The organism is Enterobacter cloacae complex sp. 2022EL-00788, assembly GCF_026627565.1.
GTDB lineage: Bacteria > Pseudomonadota > Gammaproteobacteria > Enterobacterales > Enterobacteriaceae > Enterobacter > Enterobacter pasteurii.
The window spans coordinates 492,229-511,117 of the sequence record NZ_JAPNMC010000001.1 but is presented as its reverse complement, the minus strand read 5'-3'; the positions used below and the strand labels follow the sequence as shown (position 1 = coordinate 511,117).

Sequence of the window (18,889 nt, the reverse complement as noted above, 5' to 3'; positions counted from 1 at the left end):
ACCTGGTTGTGATATACTGGTTGCGTTTTATACATAAGCGAGGACATCATGGATACTGAAATAACCCCAACACGGCTGGCAATTGAATATTTACGTCGCGATAACAGCAACCTGTCTCCGGCACAGTACCTGAAAAAGCTGAAACAGCTTGAGCTGGAGTTTACGGACCTGCTGGCGCTCTCTTCAAACGAGCTGAAAGAAGAGATCTACTTTGCCTGGCGGTTGGGCGTTCACGTCCATTAAGCACTGAAGAAAAGGCCGCGAAGCGGCCTTTTTTGTCTCTGCCATTCAGTATCTGGCGGGAAGTTTGTTGATTTTAATGAGCCTGCCTTCTTCCATTTCGATGTATCCGCCCGTTTTCAGGTCGGCCAGAATGCGCATCACGCCGCTTCGGGACAGCTGGGTTTTATCTCTGATATACCTCTCTGCCGGCACGCTGCGCCGGTAGCTGTCGTCTTCCTCCATCAGCTTCATCAGCTGCTGGCGAATCATCTCGTAGGCCGTGGGCGCGCCTTTCGGCATAACGTTGTGGTAGAGGCGGTTATAGACGAACATCAGCTGGTTAGAGAGCAGCCCCCATAGCGCGTTCTCTTTGATGATTTCAGCCACCCGCTCGGTTGTGAGCACGCCGATCAGGCAGGGCGTCACCGTGCGAAGATAATCGTTGAAATAGACGTCAGTCAGGTTTGCGAGGCCAAAAAGGGCGGGGCTGCGGGCCGTCGACAGCATCATATTGTCGCTTCTTCTGTATACCGCGACTGTTCCCTCAAGGATCAAATAACACATGCTCTGGCCGTTGACCTGGAGATCGAACTGCTCGCCGGGCCCGGATTTGTGCAGGGTGCAGTGCGGCCGTAAGTGAGAAATGAGCTCCTCTGCATAGGGAGATCCGCGATGCGATGGCTTATCAGACAACATAGCGTAAACCTGGAAAAAGACTGAACTCTCTATAGTGTCGCTCTTCTTTTACGCCTTCACCAGATATAAATAGCGCGTCAGTACCTGCGGGGTAAGTGATGGATCGCTACCAGCACGCCACGCTCCATGGTGATGTATTTTCCCGTCCGCAGCTCCGCCAGGATCCGCATAATGCCGCTGCGCGACAGGTAGGTCCGGCTTTTGATATAGGCCGCAGCGGTAATACTCTGTCTTATTGCCTCCGGCTCCTGCATCAGCTCGACGAGCTGAAAGCGGATAATGTCGTAGGCCGACATCTGCGATATCTGGGCGCAATGCTCATAGACGCGCGATGCGGTATAGATCAGCAGGTTCGAGAAAGGCTCCCACAAATTTTGCTGCGCCACCACGCTGTTAAAGCGCTCCAGCGAAACGCTGGCCACTTCGGACGTTTCCAGCGCCCGGACGTACAGGTGTTCTGAAGAAAACTGGCTGCTTACGCCGAGAATAAATGGCGCTGATTCAGAATTTAACACGATGCCGTCACCGCGACGGTGCAGCGCAACGCTGCCGTGTAACAGCAAAAAGCACAGGCGGATCTCGCCGGAGTAATAATGAATAACGTCCCCTTTAGCCATAATGCGTCGTTCCGCATGGAGAAATACGCTGTCGATGATTTTTTCAATGTGCTTAACAGGTTTAGCGCCAGCCACCGTCGATATTTCCTTGACCGACTCAGGCGCGATTCGGGTGTTCATAAGAGACCTCACTCACTGGTGCGATCATTTTTTGATCGGTATAGAGAATTATCTTAAAAAACAGTAAGTCAGGGAACGTTTTCAGCGGGTCTAATTATAGACTCGGCCGTATTCCAGAATTAATTTATTGAATTATAAAATCTTTTAACTCAAGTCTAAAAGTAGACCGGGGAAAAGAATCTTACGTTATTTCTGCATGAATGTGTTTTGTTTTTGTTAAACGGAGGTCTACAGCTAGACCTTAAAATTGATTGTGCGCCGAAATAGAGTTGTATAAATTTTAACTCATCGACGGGCATTATGTTTTTTGCCTGAATATAAGTGGTCAATAAAAGCGACACAGGACAGAGCACTATGAATAAAAATTTGATGATGGCAATGTTTGCGGCAGGTTCTTTACTGAGCATGACCAACGTTTTCGCCGCGGCCGGCACCGTTAATTTCAACGGTAATATTCTGGATTCCGCCTGCGACGTCGATGTGGCATCGCAGAATCAGGTAGTGGTATTGGGCGATTATAATAAAACGGAATTCTCGGCAGCGGGTGCCAGAACGGCGGCGACACAGTTCAATATTATTTTGAAAAACTGCCCGGTGACGGTCAACAGTGCAAAAGTACGTTTTGACGGTACGCCGGATCTAACCAATTCCAGCCTGCTGGCGGTGGATACCTCCCTGGCGGGCGCGGCAACAGGGGTGGCGATTAACCTGATGACGGCAGACAAAGCCGACCTGCCGTTACACGGCAGCAACGGCTATACCTACGCGCTCAGCAGCACGGCTGACAATACGCTGAACTTTTACGCTCAGTACGTTTCAACGGCGTCAGCGGTAACGGCTGGCCCCGCAAATTCTGTGGCTAATTTCTCCGTCGTCTATAACTGATTTTTCCTGACGGAAGCCTTGGGGGGCCGGTCTGTTCGGCCCCTTCGTTATTGAGGAATAAAATGCATTTTCTGAGTAAAACTGTCGTTGCCTGCGTGTTTCTTTCTGTCGGTATCTCAGAGGTAAATGCTGGCGTGATAATTGGAGGGACGCGTGTCGTTTATGATGGCAATAAAAAGGAATCTTCTGTTAGCGTCACTAACCCGGACTCATCGCCTTATTTAATTCAGTCGTGGGTGGAATCGCAAAATGGGAGCGCTGAGAAAACGCCTTTTATTATTACGCCACCGCTGTATCGCCTTGATAAAGGGCAGCAGAACGTGGAGCGTATCGTATTAGCGGGTTCAGTTGCTCATGATAAAGAGTCACTTTACTGGCTAAACATTAAATCTATTCCTGCTGCGTCGCGAAAAAATAACGCGCTGCAATTAGCGGTGAAAACACGCATTAAGCTCATTTACCGTCCAGCTGCGCTGAAAGGTGTCATTCCAGATGAGCTCGCAGATAATTTAACCTGGCGGCGTAGCGGGAGTCAGATTCAGGTAATTAACCCGACGAAGGTAGTCATGAATTTCAATGAAATCAGCATCAATGGTAAAAAGCTTGAGGACGTAACCTATGTGCTTCCAGGGGCTAGCGCGCGATTTGATTTGCCGAAAGGCATTACCGGTGAAACGGTAACCTTCAAAATTATAAACGATTACGGTGGTGTCGGAAAGGCACATAACGCCAGCCTTTCAAAGGCGCTGTGACAGAACACCTATATTTCGTCCGGATGGAGCAACGTGGTGAATAAGCTTAATAAGCAGGCAGTTTTATTTAAACTGGCGGCCCTTGCTTGTTTAATCGCTACTGCGCTCGCTTCAGCTGCTTATGCAAATGAATATTTTAACCCGGAGTTGATTGTGCTTGATAATCCAGGCATGAAGGGGGCTGACCTCTCTGCGTTTGAGTCCGGCTCCCAGTTGCCCGGCACGTATCGGGTTGATGTTCTTATCGGCGGGCAGATTGTCGATACGCGTGAGATCAAATTCGACGCGGTAAAAAATGCAGAAGGCGAGACGACTTTGCAGCCCTGCCTGAGCGTGGCACAGCTCAACAGCTGGGGAATTAGAACCGGACTATTTCCCGATCTGGCTTCGGGGGGGGAATGTGCGAAGCTATCGGCGATCCCTCAGGCTTCCACCGAGCTCGTTTTCAGTGCACAGCAACTGGCGATCGGTATTCCACAGGCGGCGCTGTCAGCGCAGGCACGCGGATACGTGCCGCCAGAAATGTGGGATGAAGGGATCGCCGCTGCGCTGCTTAACTACAGCCTAAGCGGCTCGAATAACTGGGGACATGGCAGCAACGCTAACAGCCTGTACGCCAACCTGCGTTCCGGGATTAACGTCGGTTCATGGCGGATCCGCAACTATGCCACCTGGATCCGCGATAGCAACGGAAACCGAAAATGGGACAATGTCTACGTCTACGCTCAGCGGGCGATCGTTCCACTAAAAGCGCAGCTCACAACCGGGGACGGTGCCTCTCAGGCGGACGTGTATGACAGTATTCCCTTTCGCGGCGTGCAGCTTGCCTCTGACGACGACATGATGCCGGACTCATTGAAAGGCTATGCCCCAGTGGTGCGCGGTATTGCGCGTACCAATGCACAGGTGATCATTCACCAGAATGGCTATCAGATTTACCAGAGCGACGTGGCTCCCGGGGCCTTCGAAATTACTGACATCTATCCAACTGGAAGTGCGGGCGATCTCGATGTCACCGTGAAAGAAAGTGACGGCAGCGAGCAGCGCTTCAGCGTGGCCTTTGCTTCATTGCCGGTACTACAGCGAGAGGGGCGCTTCAAGTTTGCTATAACCGGAGGCCAGTACCGCTCCTCTGACAACGATGCAGATCAAACCCTGTTCAGCCAGTTGACCGGGATCTACGGCTTGCCGTTTGGCCTGACCCTGTACGGCGGTCTCCAGGAAGCGAGTAAATATCATTCTCTGGCTGCCGGTATGGGTAAAAACCTGGGCGACTTTGGTGCCTTCTCAACGGATGTAACCCAGGCGTGGTCAACATCACAGAACATGCAGAGAAACAGCGGGCAGTCCTGGCGTATTCGCTACAGCAAGAACTTTGTCGGGACGGGAACCCATTTCGCCATTGCTGGCTACCGCTATTCAACCAGCGGCTACTACGGCATGCAGGAAGTCCTGGATAACTATAGTGACAATAGCGCATTACAGAATCGCCGTCGCAACCGCGCTGAGCTGACGATGAGCCAGAATATTGGTCAGAACCTGGGGGCGCTTACGCTTAGCGCTGTACGTGAAGATTACTGGAATTCAGATAAAACCATTGCGTCTTACGGCGCCGGGTATAACAACGCCTGGCAGAGCGTGAACTACGGAATCACCTATACCTTTAGTAAAAATGGCAGTACCGACAGCTACAGCCGTACAACCCGCTACGGCAAAGATCGGCAGATTGCATTGAACGTAAGCATTCCATTAGAGGCTTTCCTGCCGCGCACGTGGGTTAACTACAGCATAAACGCCAGCAAGAACAACGGCACTACGCACAGCGTTGGACTGAACGGCACTGCGCTTGAGAACAACGCTCTCAGCTGGAACGTGCAGCAAGGCCATGGAACCGATGCCGTGGGCTATACCGGTAACGCCAGCGTTGATTTCAAAGGCACCTATGGTGAGGCCTATGCTGGCTACGGTTATGACAAGGGTAGCGATCGTCTGAACTATGGATTACAGGGTGGATTAATTGCCCACGCCGACGGGGTTACCTTCTCGCAACCGCTGGGTGAGACCAGTGTGCTGGTGAAAGCACCCGGGGCGGTAGGGGTGAGTATCCAGAATCAGAGCGGGGCAAAAACCGACTGGCGTGGGTACACAGCAGTGAGCAACCTGACGCCGTACCGTAAGAACGACGTGGCGCTGAGAACCGATACGCTCCCGGATGACGTGGAGCTGGAGCTGACCAATAAGACAGTGATACCGACCCGTGGTGCGGTGGTAAGAGCGGATTATGTAGCAAAAGTGGGTATGCGGGTGTTGATGACGCTTCATCACCGCGGTGGAGAGCCTGTACCGTTTGGCGCTATCGCGACTGCCGCAAATAGCGAGAGCAGTTTTATCGTAGGGGATAAAGGCCAGGTTTATTTGACTGGATTGAGCCCAAACGGAACGTTGTTGGTGAAATGGGGTAATGAAGATTCAGAGCAATGTCGGGTCAACTACAGAATCAATGAAAAAGATAAATTTACCGCTATTTCTGTCGTTGCTTTTAATTGTAGTTGAGGACGAATAATGTGTTATCAAAATAAACATAGGCTGCGTTGGCGATTTATTCCTTCATTCTTATGGTTATGTTCTGTGCCTGTTGAAGCAGACTGTAACTATCAGGGAGAGGGATTTGAACCAGCGCAACCGTTTAACATACAGCAGCCCGCGGTATACGTTCAACGTGACGCGCCAGCAGGAACCGTGATAAGTAGTTTTATTACCAATGGGACGGGTGATATCGATTATTGTACAGGCACGGGGACGATAACGTATGAGATGATTAAGTTTAGTAATCCTTCGACAATACCTAACTATTATAATACGAATGTCCCCGGCGTTGGGATCGGCTTGAGGTTTACGTCTGCAGGTTGGTATTTTTCAAAAATCAGACAGTATTCAGTATCATCACCGACAGTCACGGTTGTTGCTCCGCTGGAAGTCACTTTAATAAAGACGGGCGAAATCACCTCAGGCGCGATCGGTTCTGGATTACTGGCAAAGGCATATGGAGATGATGGAATTCAATCGTTAACGGTCAACTTTACAGGTAATCATGTGACTCAACTAGCGTGTTCAATCAAAACGCCTGATTTAAGTTTTCCTTTAGGCGATATTTCAGCAGCGAGTTTTGGAAGTACGGTAGGTACAGTTCCATCTGGCGCGCAAAATACGCAGAATTTAGGCCTTGATTGCGACACCAACGCTAATATCAACGTCATGTTACAGGGCACGCAAAACCCTGACGCAGGTGCCAGAAGCGTATTAGCCTTGACTGGACAGGGGAATGTGGATGTGGCGAAAGGTGTCGGCGTGCAATTATTATACAATGGGGCCCCGCTAGAGTTAAACAGCCGAATTGTTCTGAAACGATCTGCTGGTGGTCAGGAAACCTTTCCTGTAACCGCACGTTATTATCAGACTCAGCCTACTGTTACTACCGGTAAAGCTAACGCATCAGCAACCCTTGATTTAACGTACCAGTAATGGATAAAGCGATGAATATACTGCGCACGGTTGCGCACGCCGCCGTCTTAATCAGCTGTAGCGTATTTGCAGGGGAGAGCGTTAACGTCAGCGTTACCGGAAATATCGTTGCCTCCCCGTGTATCTTTAATGAAGGAAATAACAGTCTGGATATTAATCTGGGCAATATTCAGGCAACCAACCTGGCGATGCCGGGCTCGGCCTCGGATCCGGTGCCGTTCAGCCTCCGCTTCACCCGGTGCCCGTCGGGAACGCGCGGCGTGACGGTCTCGTTTACCGGCACCCCCGATCCCATGGCGGGCGCGGAGTACTTCAGGAACAGCGGTTCGGCCACCGGCGTGGCGATTGCCATGCGTGACGCCGAAACCGGTACGCTGAAGGGAACAGGCTCCGCTATGAGCCAAACCGTTGCTGCAGACGGAACCGCGACCTTGCCCATGCAGGCCTCGGTGGTATCCGTGGCCGGTGGCGTCACGCCGGGAAGCATCAGTGCAGTGGTTGTCATGACGATGCAGTACAACTGAGCGCCGGTAAATAGCCTTCATAAAAGACGTGGGTATCAACGATGTTAACGATTCTGATTCAGGAAACCGATCTGTTTTTCCAGGCGGGGCTACGGTATTTTTTCGAAGATTTTTTTGCGCATAACTTTCATCATCGTATCCGCTTTACCCTCGACCTGACCCATGACAACGTCAGCCAGGCCGATATCATCGTCCTTTCATTATGCCAGGGTGAGACGCTGACCTGTTTTCCAGAGCTGCTGTCCCGGCAAAAGGGGATTGTGATTGGGATGGTCGACGATGAGCTGCGATTTACCGCGTTGCCCTCCTGCTTTCAGGACATCATTTTCATCCCCCGCCGGGCATCGCTCGATCGTATTTGTGGCGCTCTTTTTATCGCCTGGTTCAGGACGCAGTTACCGGACTACGCCTGGAGTAAAAAATCCTGCTTTGAGTGCAGGCATAAGGATTTATCCCGGCAGCAGATTCGTATTATGGTGAGTTTTTACCGGGGGCTTTCGGTTGTGCAAACCGCAAGCGCGCTAAAGATGAGCGACAAAACGGTCTTTACCCACAAATATATGATGATGCAGAAGTTTAACCTGCGAAGTGATTACGAGTTGGTAGTCCTGCTGCGACGGATGATGGAGAAAAAGAGCCGTCCGAACCTGCTTCGTGATTATCTGGAAAATAATCGGGCCTGATGGGGGGCAGAATCGTCTACGCTTTTGCTGAGCTAAGCGGCTATGAAGTGTGGTCAGAACAAGAGGCTCGCTGTGCGAGCCTTCAGGATGTGGTATCAGTAACAAAGCGGGATAATTACAGATCGTCCATGGTATAGCCGACAACGATTTCCAGCGTCTTACGGATCACGTCCGCCTTGACGACATCATCGGTAGTTTCCAGCGTCTGGATCAGCCAGAGGATGATCGCCTTGTTGGTCAGATGACCTTCGGATGCGAGAACACAACGTACCGCAGTTGAAAAAATGGCAGATTCTTCAGCAAAGCGATCGCCGGCGTGGCGGAAATACTCCGACAACGCGCTATCTAGAAAGGCGGAATGGTATTCGGGTTGAAGCTGAATATTTTGTCTCATTTGTTCTCACCGTAGCTGTGAAGTAGTAGTCAATGTATCTTTTTGGAATCGGACGGTTTTCCATTACCAAATAAGGGCACTACATTGTCTTGTTTAGACTGGAGAGTTCCCTCTCTCTCTCTGTTCGTCCTTGCGCGGTTCTGCGACCTTTAAAAGCGACCGTGTCTGAGCTGATTTCAGCTATTACCGTCGCCAGCGTCTCCCGCCGCCGGGGATCCGGTTCATATGCCTGCATGTCACGCAGCCGCTTAATCAACCCACCGGACGTCACGGATCCTCCCTCCTTCAGAAGTGAAAGAACGGCTTCTCCAATAAGCAGGTCGATAAGTTTGTCTGCGTCTCCACTGTTCATAACATTAACGTTCGAACAGCAGACCGAGCAGCATGTGATAATGTTGTTCCTCTTCCGGGCCATCGGCCTTTTCGAGTCGGCTCAAAAGTTTGGTGCAGAGCGATTTGCGGTTGAGATTCCGCCCGTCGCTAAGAATTTCAACAACAACCTGACCCAACGTTTCCTGCTGGGTTGGCAGCGCGGCTTTTTCGAAGTACTGCGCAATGGCTGCTGCTGAGTCTGCGACGTAACCATTCTGGTGCATGTTTCGCTCCTGTAAAAATCTGTAATCAGTAACGTTACATTTAAGGTATACATAATTTTCAAATCTGTACATTTAAAATGTACAATTTTTTAAACATTTTATAATATATTTTATAATATTATTATTTATCAGGGTGTTACTGATGAGTAATTTTAAGCGTCCACCCGAGAATATATTGTACAATCCGAAGCGGGGACCTGGAGTTGTACAAACTGCCAAATGTTACCTGGGTGCTGTTTAAATCATTGAGATGTAAATTATTTGTTGGGCAATAAATATGCTATAACAGAGCGCTATCCACGAGCTTCGTGGTCACCCCCTCTACCTTCAGGATTAGCATGCTAACGACCATCATTTACCGCAGCCATATCTGCGAGGACGTTCCAGTGAAAGCGCTGGAGGACATGGTAGCTGCTGCAAATTGTAGAAATCGCCAGTTCGATGTGACGGGGATTTTGCTGTTTAACGGCACCCACTTTTTCCAGTTACTGGAAGGGCCCGCTGAAAACGTCAGGGAAATCTATCAGCTCATCTGCCAGGATCCGCGACACCACAACGTGGTCGAGCTGCTGAGCGATCACGGCCCCTTACGACGGTTTGGCAACGCCGGTATGGAGCTTTTTGACCTTCGTCAGTACGACACGGACGAAGTGCTGCAACAGGTGCTTGATAAAGGCACGACAAAGTATCAGCTGACCTACAGCGACCGTGCCCTGCAGTTTTTCCGCACGTTCGTTGAGGCGACTGAAAAAGCGAACTATTTTGAGCTGCCTCCGGCAGACTCCTGGGATTTTGTCAGCGAAGAGACGGCGCTGTCGTCCCAGCCCGCGGTCGTGCCAAAGGGGGCGGAGTGTAGCTTCGCGTTTCAGCCTATCGTCGATCCCTTTATGCAGCAGGTGGTGTCCTGGGAAGCGCTGATCCGCACGCCCGACGGTGATTCCCCTGAAGCGTACTTTGCTAACCAGTCGAGCGAGGCGCTGTACGACTCGGATCTGAAAAGCAAGCAGGTGGCGCTGTCGATGGCCAGCGCGCTGGGCTTGCAGGATCAAACGCTGTGCATCAACCTGCTGCCGATGACGCTGGTGAACGTTCCCGGAGCCGTGGATTTTTTACTTACGGCAATCGAGGCGAACGGATTTGTGCCGGAGCAGATTGTGGTTGAATTTACCGAGCGTGAGGCGATCTCGCGTTTCGAAGAGTTTACCAGTGCGGTCCGACAGCTCAAAAGCGCCGGCATCAGCGTGGCCATCGATCACTTTGGGGCCGGATTTGCCGGGCTACAGCTGCTTGCCGAGTTCCAGCCGGACAGAATTAAGATTAATCGTGATTTAATCGCCAACGTGCACAAGAGCGGCCCGCGTCAGGCCATCGTGCAGGCGATAATCAAGTGCTGCGCCTCGCTGGAGATCCAGTTCTGTGCCGTAGGCGTCGAGCTGGCGGAAGAGTGGATGTGGCTGGAGTCTGCCGGGATTTCTCAGTTCCAGGGACACCTGTTTGCCAGCCCGCGCCTTGGCGGTATTCCGGCGATTGCGTGGCCTGAGAAAAAGTTCGATTTTTAAAAACTTGTACTGAACCCGCAAGAGTTACCTGTACGTACGGCAAAATTTATACAACAATATATTAACGAGTGAATGGCTCATTGAGCCATTCACTTGCTCAGAACGAGGAGTTAGTTATACAAATGGTTTGTACAATCTGATAAGGTTGGTTAGGTTAGGTATGGAAGTATTGAGCGTGAGGGAGTTAATGGCCTATTACAGTATCGGCGAAGTGGCCGAACGATGCGGTATCAACCCCGTTACGCTGCGTGCCTGGCAGCGCCGTTATGGATTGTTGAAGCCGCAGCGCAGCGAAGGGGGTCATCGTCAGTTTGACGATGAGGATATCCTGCGTATCGAAGAGATCAAACGCCTGATGAAAACGGGCATTTCGGTCGGCAAAGTAAAAGCCCTTCTTGAAAATAAAGAAGTGATGACGCAGGGGAACTGGGCATCCTTCCAGGAAGAGATGTTGACCGTTCTGCGCTATGCCAGCCCGGCAAAGCTGCGCGCCAAAATCGGCGAGTTCCGCCGCGATCATGCGATGGACGCCCTGATCGATAACATCATTACCCCGGTACGACAGCGAATGAACCAGGATCAGAATACGGTGCGCCATATGGCGAGCCTGCTCGACGGCGTCCTGATCGAGTTTGCCGTCACAAGCCTGCTGGACGCGCGAAAAAAAGCCGGTAAAGACGCGCTGCTGGTAGGGTGGGAATGCGACGACCGTACGCACCTGTGGCTGGAAGCGGCGCGTCTTGCCGGTAAAGGCTGGCACATTGACGTACTGGCTGAACCGATTGATTCTCCGCGCCCGGAACTCTTCCCGGGGCAAAAAATATTCGTCTGGACAGGTAAAGCGCCGACACCTCGCCAGCAGGAACAGCTCGACCACTGGCGTGAACAGGGCTTTGCGGTATCGTTCCACCACTAAATTAAGGGGGTCCGTCAGGGCCTTTTTTGTTTAAGCATTTCCTTCTTCAGTCCTGAACAATATCTATCTCAAAAATAGGTATTTTCAATGCATTTTTTCTTTTTGCCTGCCACGCCACGATCTTTCTGATGAAATGCATTATTTATCAATGCATTGAACAAATATAACCATCCCATTCGCATCCCGTCACAGGGTCTATGCTTAATGAAAGTAGCCAAAAAGGGCGGTTTAGCCCAAAGCCCCTGCTCGCAGGGGGTTGAAGTGATAATCGTTATCACTAACATGGTGTTATGCCCTGGTGGCTTATCAGATGAGGTGGACCTATGGAACTGCATTCAGAAACCTTCAATCCGGCCGATTTCGCCTGGCGTGGCTTAACGCTCACGCCTGCGGCAGCGGCCCACATACACGAGCTGGTGGGGAGAAACCCCGATATCCTCGGCGTGCGCCTGGGCGTTAAGCAGACCGGCTGCGCGGGCTTTGGCTACGTGCTGGACACCGTTACCGAGCCCGAAAAAGACGATCTGGTCTTTGAAACCGACGGAGCAAAACTGTACGTCGCGCTTCAGGCCATGCCGTTTATCGACGGAACTGAAGTCGATTACGTTCGGGAAGGTTTAAACCAGTTATTCAAATTTCATAACCCGAAAGCCCAGAACGAATGCGGCTGCGGCGAAAGCTTTGGGGTATAGGCGGTACTATGTCTCGTAATACTGAAGCAACGAGTGATGTAAACACCTGGAGCGGCGGACACCTCAACTATAAAGAGGGTTTCTTCACGCAGCTGCAAACCGACGAGCTGGCGAAAGGCATTAATGAAGACGTCGTGCGCGCCATCTCGGCCAAGCGTAACGAGCCGGAGTGGATGCTGGAATTTCGCCTCAGCGCCTTCCGCGCCTGGCTGGAGATGGACGAACCACACTGGCTTAAGGCGCACTATGACAAGCTGAACTATCAGGATTACAGCTATTACTCCGCGCCATCCTGCGGCAGCTGTGATGACACCTGCGCGTCGCAGCCCGGTGCGGTGCAGCAAACGGGCGCGGATAACAGCTTCCTGAGCAAAGAGGTGGAAGAGGCGTTTAACCAGCTCGGCGTGCCCGTGCGTGAGGGTAAAGAGGTGGCGGTGGACGCCATCTTCGACTCCGTATCGGTGGCAACGACCTACCGTGAAAAGCTGGCGGAGCAGGGGATCATTTTCTGCTCCTTCGGCGAAGCCATTCACGACCACCCGGAGCTGGTGAAAAAGTATATCGGCACCGTGGTACCGAGTAACGACAACTTCTTTGCGGCGCTCAACGCGGCGGTAGCCTCAGACGGCACCTTTATCTACGTGCCGAAAGGGGTGCGCTGCCCGATGGAGCTATCGACCTATTTCCGCATCAACGCGGAAAAAACCGGCCAGTTTGAACGCACCATTCTGGTGGCGGACGAAGGCAGCTACGTCAGCTACATTGAAGGCTGTTCCGCGCCGGTACGCGACAGCTACCAGCTGCACGCGGCGGTGGTGGAAGTCATCATCCATAAAGACGCGGAAGTGAAATACTCCACGGTGCAGAACTGGTTCCCGGGCGACGGGAATACCGGCGGGATCCTGAACTTCGTCACCAAGCGCGCGCTGTGCGAAGGCGAAAACAGCAAGATGTCCTGGACGCAGTCAGAAACCGGCTCCGCCATTACCTGGAAATACCCGAGCTGCATTCTGCGCGGGGATAACTCCATCGGTGAGTTTTACTCCGTGGCCCTGACCAGCGGACATCAGCAGGCCGATACCGGCACCAAGATGATCCACATCGGTAAAAACACCAAATCGACCATCATCTCCAAAGGTATCTCCGCCGGGCACAGCCAGAACAGCTACCGCGGGCTGGTGAAAATCATGCCGACGGCCACCAACGCGCGTAACTTCACCCAGTGCGACTCGATGCTGATTGGTGCCGACTGCGGGGCGCATACCTTCCCGTACGTCGAGTGCCGCAACAACAGCGCCCAGCTTGAGCACGAGGCCACCACGTCGCGCATCGGTGAAGACCAGCTTTTCTACTGCCTGCAGCGCGGGATTAGTGAAGAAGATGCGATTTCAATGATTGTTAACGGCTTCTGTAAGGACGTGTTCTCTGAACTGCCGCTGGAATTTGCCGTTGAAGCCCAGAAACTCCTCGCCATTAGTCTTGAACACAGCGTCGGTTAAGGAAAGCACATGTTAAGCATTAAAGATTTACAGGTTAGCGTGGAAGACAAAGCCATCCTGCGTGGCCTCAATTTTGACGTTAAGCCGGGTGAAGTTCACGCCATTATGGGGCCAAACGGCTCCGGGAAAAGCACGCTTTCAGCGACGCTGGCGGGACGCGAAGATTATGAAGTCACCCACGGCTCCGTTGAGTTTAACGGTAAAGATCTGCTGGAGATGTCGCCGGAGGAGCGAGCCGGTGAGGGGATTTTCATGGCCTTCCAGTATCCGGTAGAAATTCCGGGCGTCAGTAACCAGTTCTTCCTGCAAACCGCGCTGAACGCGGTGCGCAAGTATCGCGGGCTGGAGGCGCTGGATCGCTTTGATTTCCAGGACCTGATGGAAGAGAAGATCGGGCTGCTGAAAATGCCGGAAGATTTGCTGACCCGCTCGGTGAACGTGGGCTTCTCCGGCGGTGAGAAAAAGCGCAACGATATACTCCAGATGGCGGTGCTTGAGCCGGAGCTGTGCATTCTCGACGAGACGGACTCCGGTCTGGATATCGATGCCCTGAAGATCGTCGCTGACGGGGTGAATTCCCTGCGCGACGGCAAACGGTCATTCATTATCGTCACCCACTATCAGCGCATTCTGGATTACATCAAGCCCGACTACGTCCACGTGCTTTACCAGGGGCGCATTGTGAAATCCGGCGACTTTACGCTGGTTAAACAACTGGAGGAGCAGGGTTATGGCTGGCTTACCGAACAGCAGTAATGCACTCCAGCAGTGGCACCGGCTGTTTGAAGCGCAGGGCGAATCGCGTTCTGAACAGGCTCAGCACCATCTTCAGCAGATGCTGCGTCTCGGCCTGCCTACGCGCAAGCATGAAAACTGGAAATATACTCCGCTGGACGGCCTGCTGAACGGCGAGTTTGTTACGCGTCTGGCGCAGGTTAGCCCTGACAGGCGCGACGCGCTGGCGCTAAGCGTGGATGCCGTGCGTCTGGTGTTTGTCGACGGCCAGTTCCGGGCCGAGCTGAGCGATAGCGTGCAGGACAGCGGGTTCGATATCGAGATTAACGACGAGCGCCAGAGCCTGAGCGCCCCGGTTCAGCCTGAGGTCTTCCTGCACCTGACCGAGAGCCTGTCCAGGAGCGTGACGCATATTCGGGTGAAGCGTAACCAGCGCCCGGCGAAGCCGCTGCTGCTGATGCACATCACGCAGGGCGTTGAGGGTGACGAGATCAACACCGCCCACTATCGCCATCATCTTGAGCTGGCAGAAGGGGCGGAGGCGACGGTAATCGAGCATTACGTTAGCCTTAACGATACTCGCCACTTCACCGGCTCGCGCCTGACGATGAACGTGGCCGCCAATGCGCAGCTTCACCATATCAAGCTGGCGTTTGAGAATCCCCTCAGCCACCACTTTGCCCACAACGATGTGCTGCTTGGCCAGGATGCCGCGGCGTACAGCCACAGCTTCCTGCTCGGCGGGGCGGTGTTGCGCCACAATACCAGCACCCGGCTGAACGGAGAAAACACCACGCTGCGCATTAACAGCCTGGCGATGCCGGTCAAATCGGAAGTGTGCGACACGCGTACCTGGCTTGAGCACAACAAAGGCTACTGCAACAGCCGCCAGCTGCACAAAACCATCGTCAGCGACAAAGGGCGTGCGGTGTTTAACGGTTTGATCAACGTGGCGCAGCACGCCATCAAAACCGACGGGCAGATGACCAACAATAACCTTCTGCTGGGGCGTCTGGCGGAAGTCGACACTAAGCCGCAGCTGGAGATCTACGCCGACGACGTGAAGTGCAGCCATGGCGCGACGGTCGGGCGCATTGACGATGAGCAGATGTTCTACCTGCGCTCGCGCGGGATAGACCAGCAGGCGGCGCAAAAGATGATTATTTACGCCTTTGCGGCCGAGCTGACGGAAGCGCTGCCCGATGGCGCACTTAAACAGCAGGTGCTGGCCCGTATCGGCCAGCGTCTGCCTGGAGGCGAAGCATGACGTTCCCCGTAGAGAAGATCCGGGCAGATTTTCCGGTGCTCACCCGTGAGGTAAACGGCCTGCCGCTGGCCTATCTCGACAGCGCGGCCAGCGCGCAAAAACCGAACCAGGTGGTGGATGCGGAAGCGGAATTTTACCGCCACGGTTATGCGGCGGTGCACCGCGGTATTCACACCCTGAGCGCCGAAGCGACGCAGCGCATGGAAAACGTGCGTACGCAGGCGGCGGCCTTCCTCAACGCGCGTTCGCCGGAAGAGCTGGTGTTCGTGCGCGGGACCACCGAAGGGATCAACCTGGTGGCCAACAGCTGGGGCACCGCGCAGGTGCGTGCGGGTGACAACATCATCATCACCCAGATGGAGCACCACGCCAACATCGTGCCGTGGCAGATGCTCTGTGAGCGCGTGGGTGCCCAGCTGCGGACGATCCCGCTGAACGAAGACGGCACGCTGCAGCTGGAGCAGCTGGATGCACTGCTGGACGACAGGACGCGGCTGGTGGCCGTAACCCACGTTTCAAACGTGCTGGGGACGGAAAACCCGGTGGCGCAGATCGTCGATAAGGCCCATCAGGCTGGCGCGAAGGTGCTGATTGACGGGGCGCAGGCGGTTATGCACCATGCGGTAGACGTTCAGGCGCTGGACTGTGACTTCTACGTCTTCTCGGGACACAAGCTCTATGGCCCGACGGGCATCGGGGTGCTGTACGTAAAAGAGGACATTCTCCAGGCCATGCCGCCGTGGGAAGGGGGCGGATCCATGATTGCCACCGTCAGCCTGACGGAAGGCACAACCTACGCCCGCGCGCCGTGGCGCTTTGAGGCGGGTACGCCAAACACGGGCGGGATTGTCGGGCTGGGAGCGGCCCTTAGCTACGTCTCTGAAGCGGGGCTGGAGGCTATTCAGGAGTACGAGCGGCAGCTGATGCAGTACGCCCTGCACGAGCTTGCCGGCGTCCCGGATTTAACCTTATACGGCCCGGCAGACCGTCTTGGCGTAATAGCGTTTAACCTCGGGAAGCATCACGCCTACGATGTGGGCAGTTTCCTCGATAATTACGGCGTCGCCGTGCGCACAGGGCACCACTGCGCAATGCCGCTGATGGCCTTTTATCAGGTGCCCGCGATGTGCCGCGCGTCGCTGGTGATGTACAACACAATGGAAGAGGTCGACAGGCTGGTGGCGGGACTAAAACGTATTCACCAGCTGCTTGGCTAACGGAGAGGCGAGAGATGGCAGAATTGCCGGACAGAGATAAATTGCTGCGCAACTTTGGGCGTTGCGCAAACTGGGAAGAAAAATACCTTTATATCATCGAACTGGGCCAGCGCCTGCCGCCGCTCGGCGAAGAGGCGCATAACCCGGACAACATCATTCAGGGCTGCCAGAGCCAGGTGTGGATCCTGATGCGGCAGAATGACGACGGGGCGATAGAATTTCAGGGCGACAGCGACGCAGCCATCGTAAAGGGGCTGATTGCCGTCGTTTTTATTCTTTATCACCAGATGTCGGCGCAGGATATTGTCGCCTTTGACGTCCGCCCGTGGTTTGAAAAAATGGCCTTAACCCAGCACCTCACTCCGTCCCGCTCCCAGGGGCTGGAAGCGATGATCCGCGCTATCCGCGCCAAAGCCGCAATCCTTAGCTAAACTTACAGAACAGCATTCATTCTGTTTCGCGGGGTGGTTTCCACCTCGCTGGTTTTTCAGCTTTCTGGCGTTCTGCCAGTGAATAAGGAATCTCAGCATGAAGCGCGCGTCTCTAATAACTCTATTACTCCTCGGTTCGCTCGGTGCGCTTAATTCAGCCCGGGCGGTCGATTATCCTTTGCCGCCTGCGGGCAGCCGCCTGATTGGGCAAAATCAGACGTACACCATTCAGGAAGGGGACAATAAGCTCCAGGCGATCGCCCGCCGGTTTAATACCGCGGCGCAGCTTATCCTTGAAGCGAATAATACCATTGCGCCGGTAAACCCTGCGCCAGGTACGGCGATCACCATCCCGTCCCAGATGCTGCTCCCGGACACCGAGCGAGAAGGCATCGTGGTGAACCTGGCGGAGCTGCGTCTTTACTTCTACCCGCCGGGTGAAAATATCGTGCAGGTCTATCCGCTGGGTATTGGTCAGCTTGGGCTGGAAACGCCGGTCAGCACCACTCGCGTGAGTCAGAAAATCCCTAACCCAACGTGGACGCCCACAGCGGGCATCAGAGCACGCTCGCTGGCGCAGGGCATTAAACTGCCGCCTGTGGTACCCGCAGGACCAAATAACCCGCTGGGGCGCTATGCGCTGCGTTTAGGCATCGGGAATGGGGAATATCTCATTCACGGTACCAGCGCGCCGGACAGCGTAGGGCTGCGCGTTAGCTCTGGCTGTATGCGAATGAACGCGCCGGATATTAAAGCGCTGTTTGAAAATGTGCGCGTCGGAACGCGGGTACAGATTATCAATGAGCCGGTTAAATTCTCCGTAGAGCCGGACGGTAAACGCTATATCGAAGTGCACAGGCCGCTGGCGCAGGTCGAAGGGGAAAACCCTCAGACGGCATCGTTCACGCACTCTGCGGCGTTCACCGCGTTTGCAGGGGAGGCGGGCAGCGATAAAACGCTTATTGATAAGGCGCTGTCGCGCAGGGCAGGTATCCCGGTAGCCGTATCAGCGGGCAATGCGCCAACTTCAGGCAGTGCGGTCCTGTCGGTGCAGAACAGTCGGGTATCAGCGGCGGTTGCGGAAGGCGAAGGTGAGAAGGTAACGCAGTAGGCGGTTTGACGCAGACAAAAAAAATGGCGCACAATGTGCGCCATTTTATTAACAGGTACTATTACTTACGGTATTTAGTAGCCTGGTTGTCCAGACGCTGGTTAGCGCGAGCTGCGTCGTCTTTAGCAGCCTGAACGTCGGAACGCATTGCGTTCACGTCGTTGCTCAGCTGGTCAACTTTAGCGTTCAGAGTCTGAACGTCAGAAGACAGCTGATCGATTTTAGCGTTGCTGGAGCAACCTGCCAGCAGAGTAGAACCCAGGATTACCGCGCCCAGTACCAGTTTAGTACGATTCATTATTAATACCCTCTAGATTGAGTTAATCTCCATGTAGCGTTACAAGTATTACACAAACTTTTTTGGGTTGAGAATATTTTTTTGATGGGATTACGCCTATTTTTGATCGTTCGCTCAAAGAAGCAACGAAATCGGCAGTTTTGACGAAAAAGC

Annotated in this window: 21 protein-coding genes; 16 read left to right on the top strand and 5 right to left on the bottom strand. The window is 53.5% G+C overall.

The window, feature by feature from the left end:
* Positions 1-48: 48 nt before the first annotated feature.
* The gene (locus tag OWK27_RS02435) at positions 49-243 is read left to right on the top strand and encodes a YdiH family protein (protein ID WP_148419009.1); all 195 of its coding nucleotides are present in this window, start codon (positions 49-51) and stop codon (positions 241-243) included.
* Positions 244-288: 45 nt separating this feature from the next.
* Here OWK27_RS02435 and OWK27_RS02430 read toward each other — a convergent pair whose 3' ends face one another.
* Positions 289-918 carry a helix-turn-helix domain-containing protein gene (locus tag OWK27_RS02430; protein ID WP_267589745.1) on the bottom strand — a complete coding sequence of 210 codons (630 nt, stop codon included), beginning with the start codon at positions 916-918 and terminating at the stop codon, positions 289-291.
* A gap of 77 nt (positions 919-995) precedes the next feature.
* Positions 996-1,655, bottom strand: coding sequence for a winged helix-turn-helix transcriptional regulator (locus OWK27_RS02425; protein ID WP_267589744.1), 660 nt, complete (start codon positions 1,653-1,655; stop codon positions 996-998).
* Between the two features lie 354 nt (positions 1,656-2,009).
* On the opposite strand from OWK27_RS02425, the gene OWK27_RS02420 reads away from it, so the two are divergent.
* From OWK27_RS02420 to OWK27_RS02395, 6 genes are all read left to right on the top strand, one after another.
* Positions 2,010-2,540 (top strand): fimbrial protein, encoded by a 531-nt coding sequence (locus tag OWK27_RS02420; RefSeq protein ID WP_176610546.1) that lies wholly within the window; start codon positions 2,010-2,012, stop codon positions 2,538-2,540.
* A gap of 62 nt (positions 2,541-2,602) precedes the next feature.
* Complete coding sequence (locus OWK27_RS02415; protein ID WP_267589743.1) at positions 2,603-3,292, top strand: molecular chaperone; 690 nt, start codon at positions 2,603-2,605, stop codon at positions 3,290-3,292.
* A 36-nt stretch (positions 3,293-3,328) separates the two neighbouring features.
* Complete coding sequence (locus OWK27_RS02410) at positions 3,329-5,845, top strand: fimbria/pilus outer membrane usher protein (protein WP_420712927.1); 2,517 nt, start codon at positions 3,329-3,331, stop codon at positions 5,843-5,845.
* Positions 5,846-5,854: 9 nt separating this feature from the next.
* Positions 5,855-6,814: a fimbrial protein gene (locus OWK27_RS02405; RefSeq protein ID WP_267589742.1), complete on the top strand. Its 960-nt coding sequence runs from the start codon at positions 5,855-5,857 to the stop codon at positions 6,812-6,814.
* Between the two features lie 11 nt (positions 6,815-6,825).
* Positions 6,826-7,338, top strand: coding sequence for a fimbrial protein (locus OWK27_RS02400; RefSeq protein WP_267589741.1), 513 nt, complete (start codon positions 6,826-6,828; stop codon positions 7,336-7,338).
* 41 nt (positions 7,339-7,379) lie between these two features.
* Complete coding sequence (locus tag OWK27_RS02395) at positions 7,380-8,021, top strand: helix-turn-helix transcriptional regulator (RefSeq protein WP_267589740.1); 642 nt, start codon at positions 7,380-7,382, stop codon at positions 8,019-8,021.
* A gap of 115 nt (positions 8,022-8,136) precedes the next feature.
* Here OWK27_RS02395 and OWK27_RS02390 read toward each other — a convergent pair whose 3' ends face one another.
* Together OWK27_RS02390 and ycgZ are read right to left on the bottom strand one after the other, a co-directional pair.
* Entirely contained in the window at positions 8,137-8,415 is a 279-nt protein-coding gene (locus tag OWK27_RS02390; protein ID WP_022647868.1) for a biofilm/acid-resistance regulator YmgB/AriR, read from the bottom strand.
* Positions 8,416-8,771: 356 nt separating this feature from the next.
* Positions 8,772-9,011, bottom strand: a complete 240-nt coding sequence (ycgZ, locus tag OWK27_RS02380) for a regulatory protein YcgZ (RefSeq protein ID WP_148418990.1) — start codon at positions 9,009-9,011, stop codon at positions 8,772-8,774.
* A gap of 338 nt (positions 9,012-9,349) precedes the next feature.
* On the opposite strand from ycgZ, the gene OWK27_RS02375 reads away from it, so the two are divergent.
* From OWK27_RS02375 to ldtE, 9 genes are all read left to right on the top strand, one after another.
* The gene (locus tag OWK27_RS02375) at positions 9,350-10,570 is read left to right on the top strand and encodes a diguanylate phosphodiesterase (RefSeq protein WP_148418989.1); all 1,221 of its coding nucleotides are present in this window, start codon (positions 9,350-9,352) and stop codon (positions 10,568-10,570) included.
* Positions 10,571-10,757: 187 nt separating this feature from the next.
* Positions 10,758-11,486 (top strand): MerR family transcriptional regulator, encoded by a 729-nt coding sequence (locus OWK27_RS02370; RefSeq protein WP_148418987.1) that lies wholly within the window; start codon positions 10,758-10,760, stop codon positions 11,484-11,486.
* 323 nt (positions 11,487-11,809) lie between these two features.
* On the top strand, positions 11,810-12,178 hold the full coding sequence (gene sufA, locus OWK27_RS02365; RefSeq protein ID WP_267589739.1) for a Fe-S cluster assembly scaffold SufA: 369 nt from the start codon (positions 11,810-11,812) through the stop codon (positions 12,176-12,178).
* 8 nt (positions 12,179-12,186) lie between these two features.
* Positions 12,187-13,677 carry a Fe-S cluster assembly protein SufB gene (gene sufB, locus OWK27_RS02360; RefSeq protein WP_148418981.1) on the top strand — a complete coding sequence of 497 codons (1,491 nt, stop codon included), beginning with the start codon at positions 12,187-12,189 and terminating at the stop codon, positions 13,675-13,677.
* Positions 13,678-13,686: 9 nt separating this feature from the next.
* Complete coding sequence (sufC, locus tag OWK27_RS02355; RefSeq protein WP_148418979.1) at positions 13,687-14,433, top strand: Fe-S cluster assembly ATPase SufC; 747 nt, start codon at positions 13,687-13,689, stop codon at positions 14,431-14,433.
* On the top strand, positions 14,408-15,679 hold the full coding sequence (gene sufD / locus OWK27_RS02350; RefSeq protein ID WP_267589738.1) for a Fe-S cluster assembly protein SufD: 1,272 nt from the start codon (positions 14,408-14,410) through the stop codon (positions 15,677-15,679). Before sufC ends, sufD begins: the two co-directional genes overlap by 26 nt.
* Positions 15,676-16,896, top strand: coding sequence for a cysteine desulfurase SufS (gene sufS / locus OWK27_RS02345; RefSeq protein WP_267589737.1), 1,221 nt, complete (start codon positions 15,676-15,678; stop codon positions 16,894-16,896). Before sufD ends, sufS begins: the two co-directional genes overlap by 4 nt.
* 14 nt (positions 16,897-16,910) lie before the next feature.
* On the top strand, positions 16,911-17,327 hold the full coding sequence (sufE, locus tag OWK27_RS02340) for a cysteine desulfuration protein SufE (RefSeq protein WP_176610537.1): 417 nt from the start codon (positions 16,911-16,913) through the stop codon (positions 17,325-17,327).
* A gap of 97 nt (positions 17,328-17,424) precedes the next feature.
* A complete protein-coding gene (gene ldtE / locus OWK27_RS02335; RefSeq protein WP_267589736.1) occupies positions 17,425-18,438 on the top strand; it encodes a L,D-transpeptidase LdtE in 1,014 nt (337 codons plus the stop codon).
* Between the two features lie 61 nt (positions 18,439-18,499).
* Here ldtE and lpp read toward each other — a convergent pair whose 3' ends face one another.
* Positions 18,500-18,736, bottom strand: a complete 237-nt coding sequence (gene lpp, locus OWK27_RS02330) for a murein lipoprotein Lpp (protein ID WP_001082307.1) — start codon at positions 18,734-18,736, stop codon at positions 18,500-18,502.
* Positions 18,737-18,889 lie beyond the last annotated feature (153 nt).

Excerpts from the sequence above, each read along its gene's own strand:
- ycgZ (WP_148418990.1), bottom strand. The coding sequence starts at position 9,011 with ATGCACCAGAATGGTTACGTCGCAGACTCAGCAGCAGCCATTGCGCAG.
- sufC (WP_148418979.1), top strand. The coding sequence starts at position 13,687 with ATGTTAAGCATTAAAGATTTACAGGTTAGCGTGGAAGACAAAGCCATC.
- OWK27_RS02420 (WP_176610546.1), top strand. The coding sequence starts at position 2,010 with ATGAATAAAAATTTGATGATGGCAATGTTTGCGGCAGGTTCTTTACTG.
- OWK27_RS02430 (WP_267589745.1), bottom strand. The coding sequence starts at position 918 with ATGTTGTCTGATAAGCCATCGCATCGCGGATCTCCCTATGCAGAGGAG.
- OWK27_RS02415 (WP_267589743.1), top strand. The coding sequence starts at position 2,603 with ATGCATTTTCTGAGTAAAACTGTCGTTGCCTGCGTGTTTCTTTCTGTC.
- sufA (WP_267589739.1), top strand. The coding sequence starts at position 11,810 with ATGGAACTGCATTCAGAAACCTTCAATCCGGCCGATTTCGCCTGGCGT.
- OWK27_RS02395 (WP_267589740.1), top strand. The coding sequence starts at position 7,380 with ATGTTAACGATTCTGATTCAGGAAACCGATCTGTTTTTCCAGGCGGGG.
- OWK27_RS02400 (WP_267589741.1), top strand. The coding sequence starts at position 6,826 with ATGAATATACTGCGCACGGTTGCGCACGCCGCCGTCTTAATCAGCTGT.
- sufS (WP_267589737.1), top strand. The coding sequence starts at position 15,676 with ATGACGTTCCCCGTAGAGAAGATCCGGGCAGATTTTCCGGTGCTCACC.
- ldtE (WP_267589736.1), top strand. The coding sequence starts at position 17,425 with ATGAAGCGCGCGTCTCTAATAACTCTATTACTCCTCGGTTCGCTCGGT.
- OWK27_RS02390 (WP_022647868.1), bottom strand. The coding sequence starts at position 8,415 with ATGAGACAAAATATTCAGCTTCAACCCGAATACCATTCCGCCTTTCTA.
- OWK27_RS02375 (WP_148418989.1), top strand. The coding sequence starts at position 9,350 with ATGCTAACGACCATCATTTACCGCAGCCATATCTGCGAGGACGTTCCA.
- OWK27_RS02435 (WP_148419009.1), top strand. The coding sequence starts at position 49 with ATGGATACTGAAATAACCCCAACACGGCTGGCAATTGAATATTTACGT.
- OWK27_RS02370 (WP_148418987.1), top strand. The coding sequence starts at position 10,758 with ATGGCCTATTACAGTATCGGCGAAGTGGCCGAACGATGCGGTATCAAC.
- sufD (WP_267589738.1), top strand. The coding sequence starts at position 14,408 with ATGGCTGGCTTACCGAACAGCAGTAATGCACTCCAGCAGTGGCACCGG.
- OWK27_RS02425 (WP_267589744.1), bottom strand. The coding sequence starts at position 1,655 with ATGAACACCCGAATCGCGCCTGAGTCGGTCAAGGAAATATCGACGGTG.
- sufE (WP_176610537.1), top strand. The coding sequence starts at position 16,911 with ATGGCAGAATTGCCGGACAGAGATAAATTGCTGCGCAACTTTGGGCGT.
- OWK27_RS02405 (WP_267589742.1), top strand. The coding sequence starts at position 5,855 with ATGTGTTATCAAAATAAACATAGGCTGCGTTGGCGATTTATTCCTTCA.
- lpp (WP_001082307.1), bottom strand. The coding sequence starts at position 18,736 with ATGAATCGTACTAAACTGGTACTGGGCGCGGTAATCCTGGGTTCTACT.
- sufB (WP_148418981.1), top strand. The coding sequence starts at position 12,187 with ATGTCTCGTAATACTGAAGCAACGAGTGATGTAAACACCTGGAGCGGC.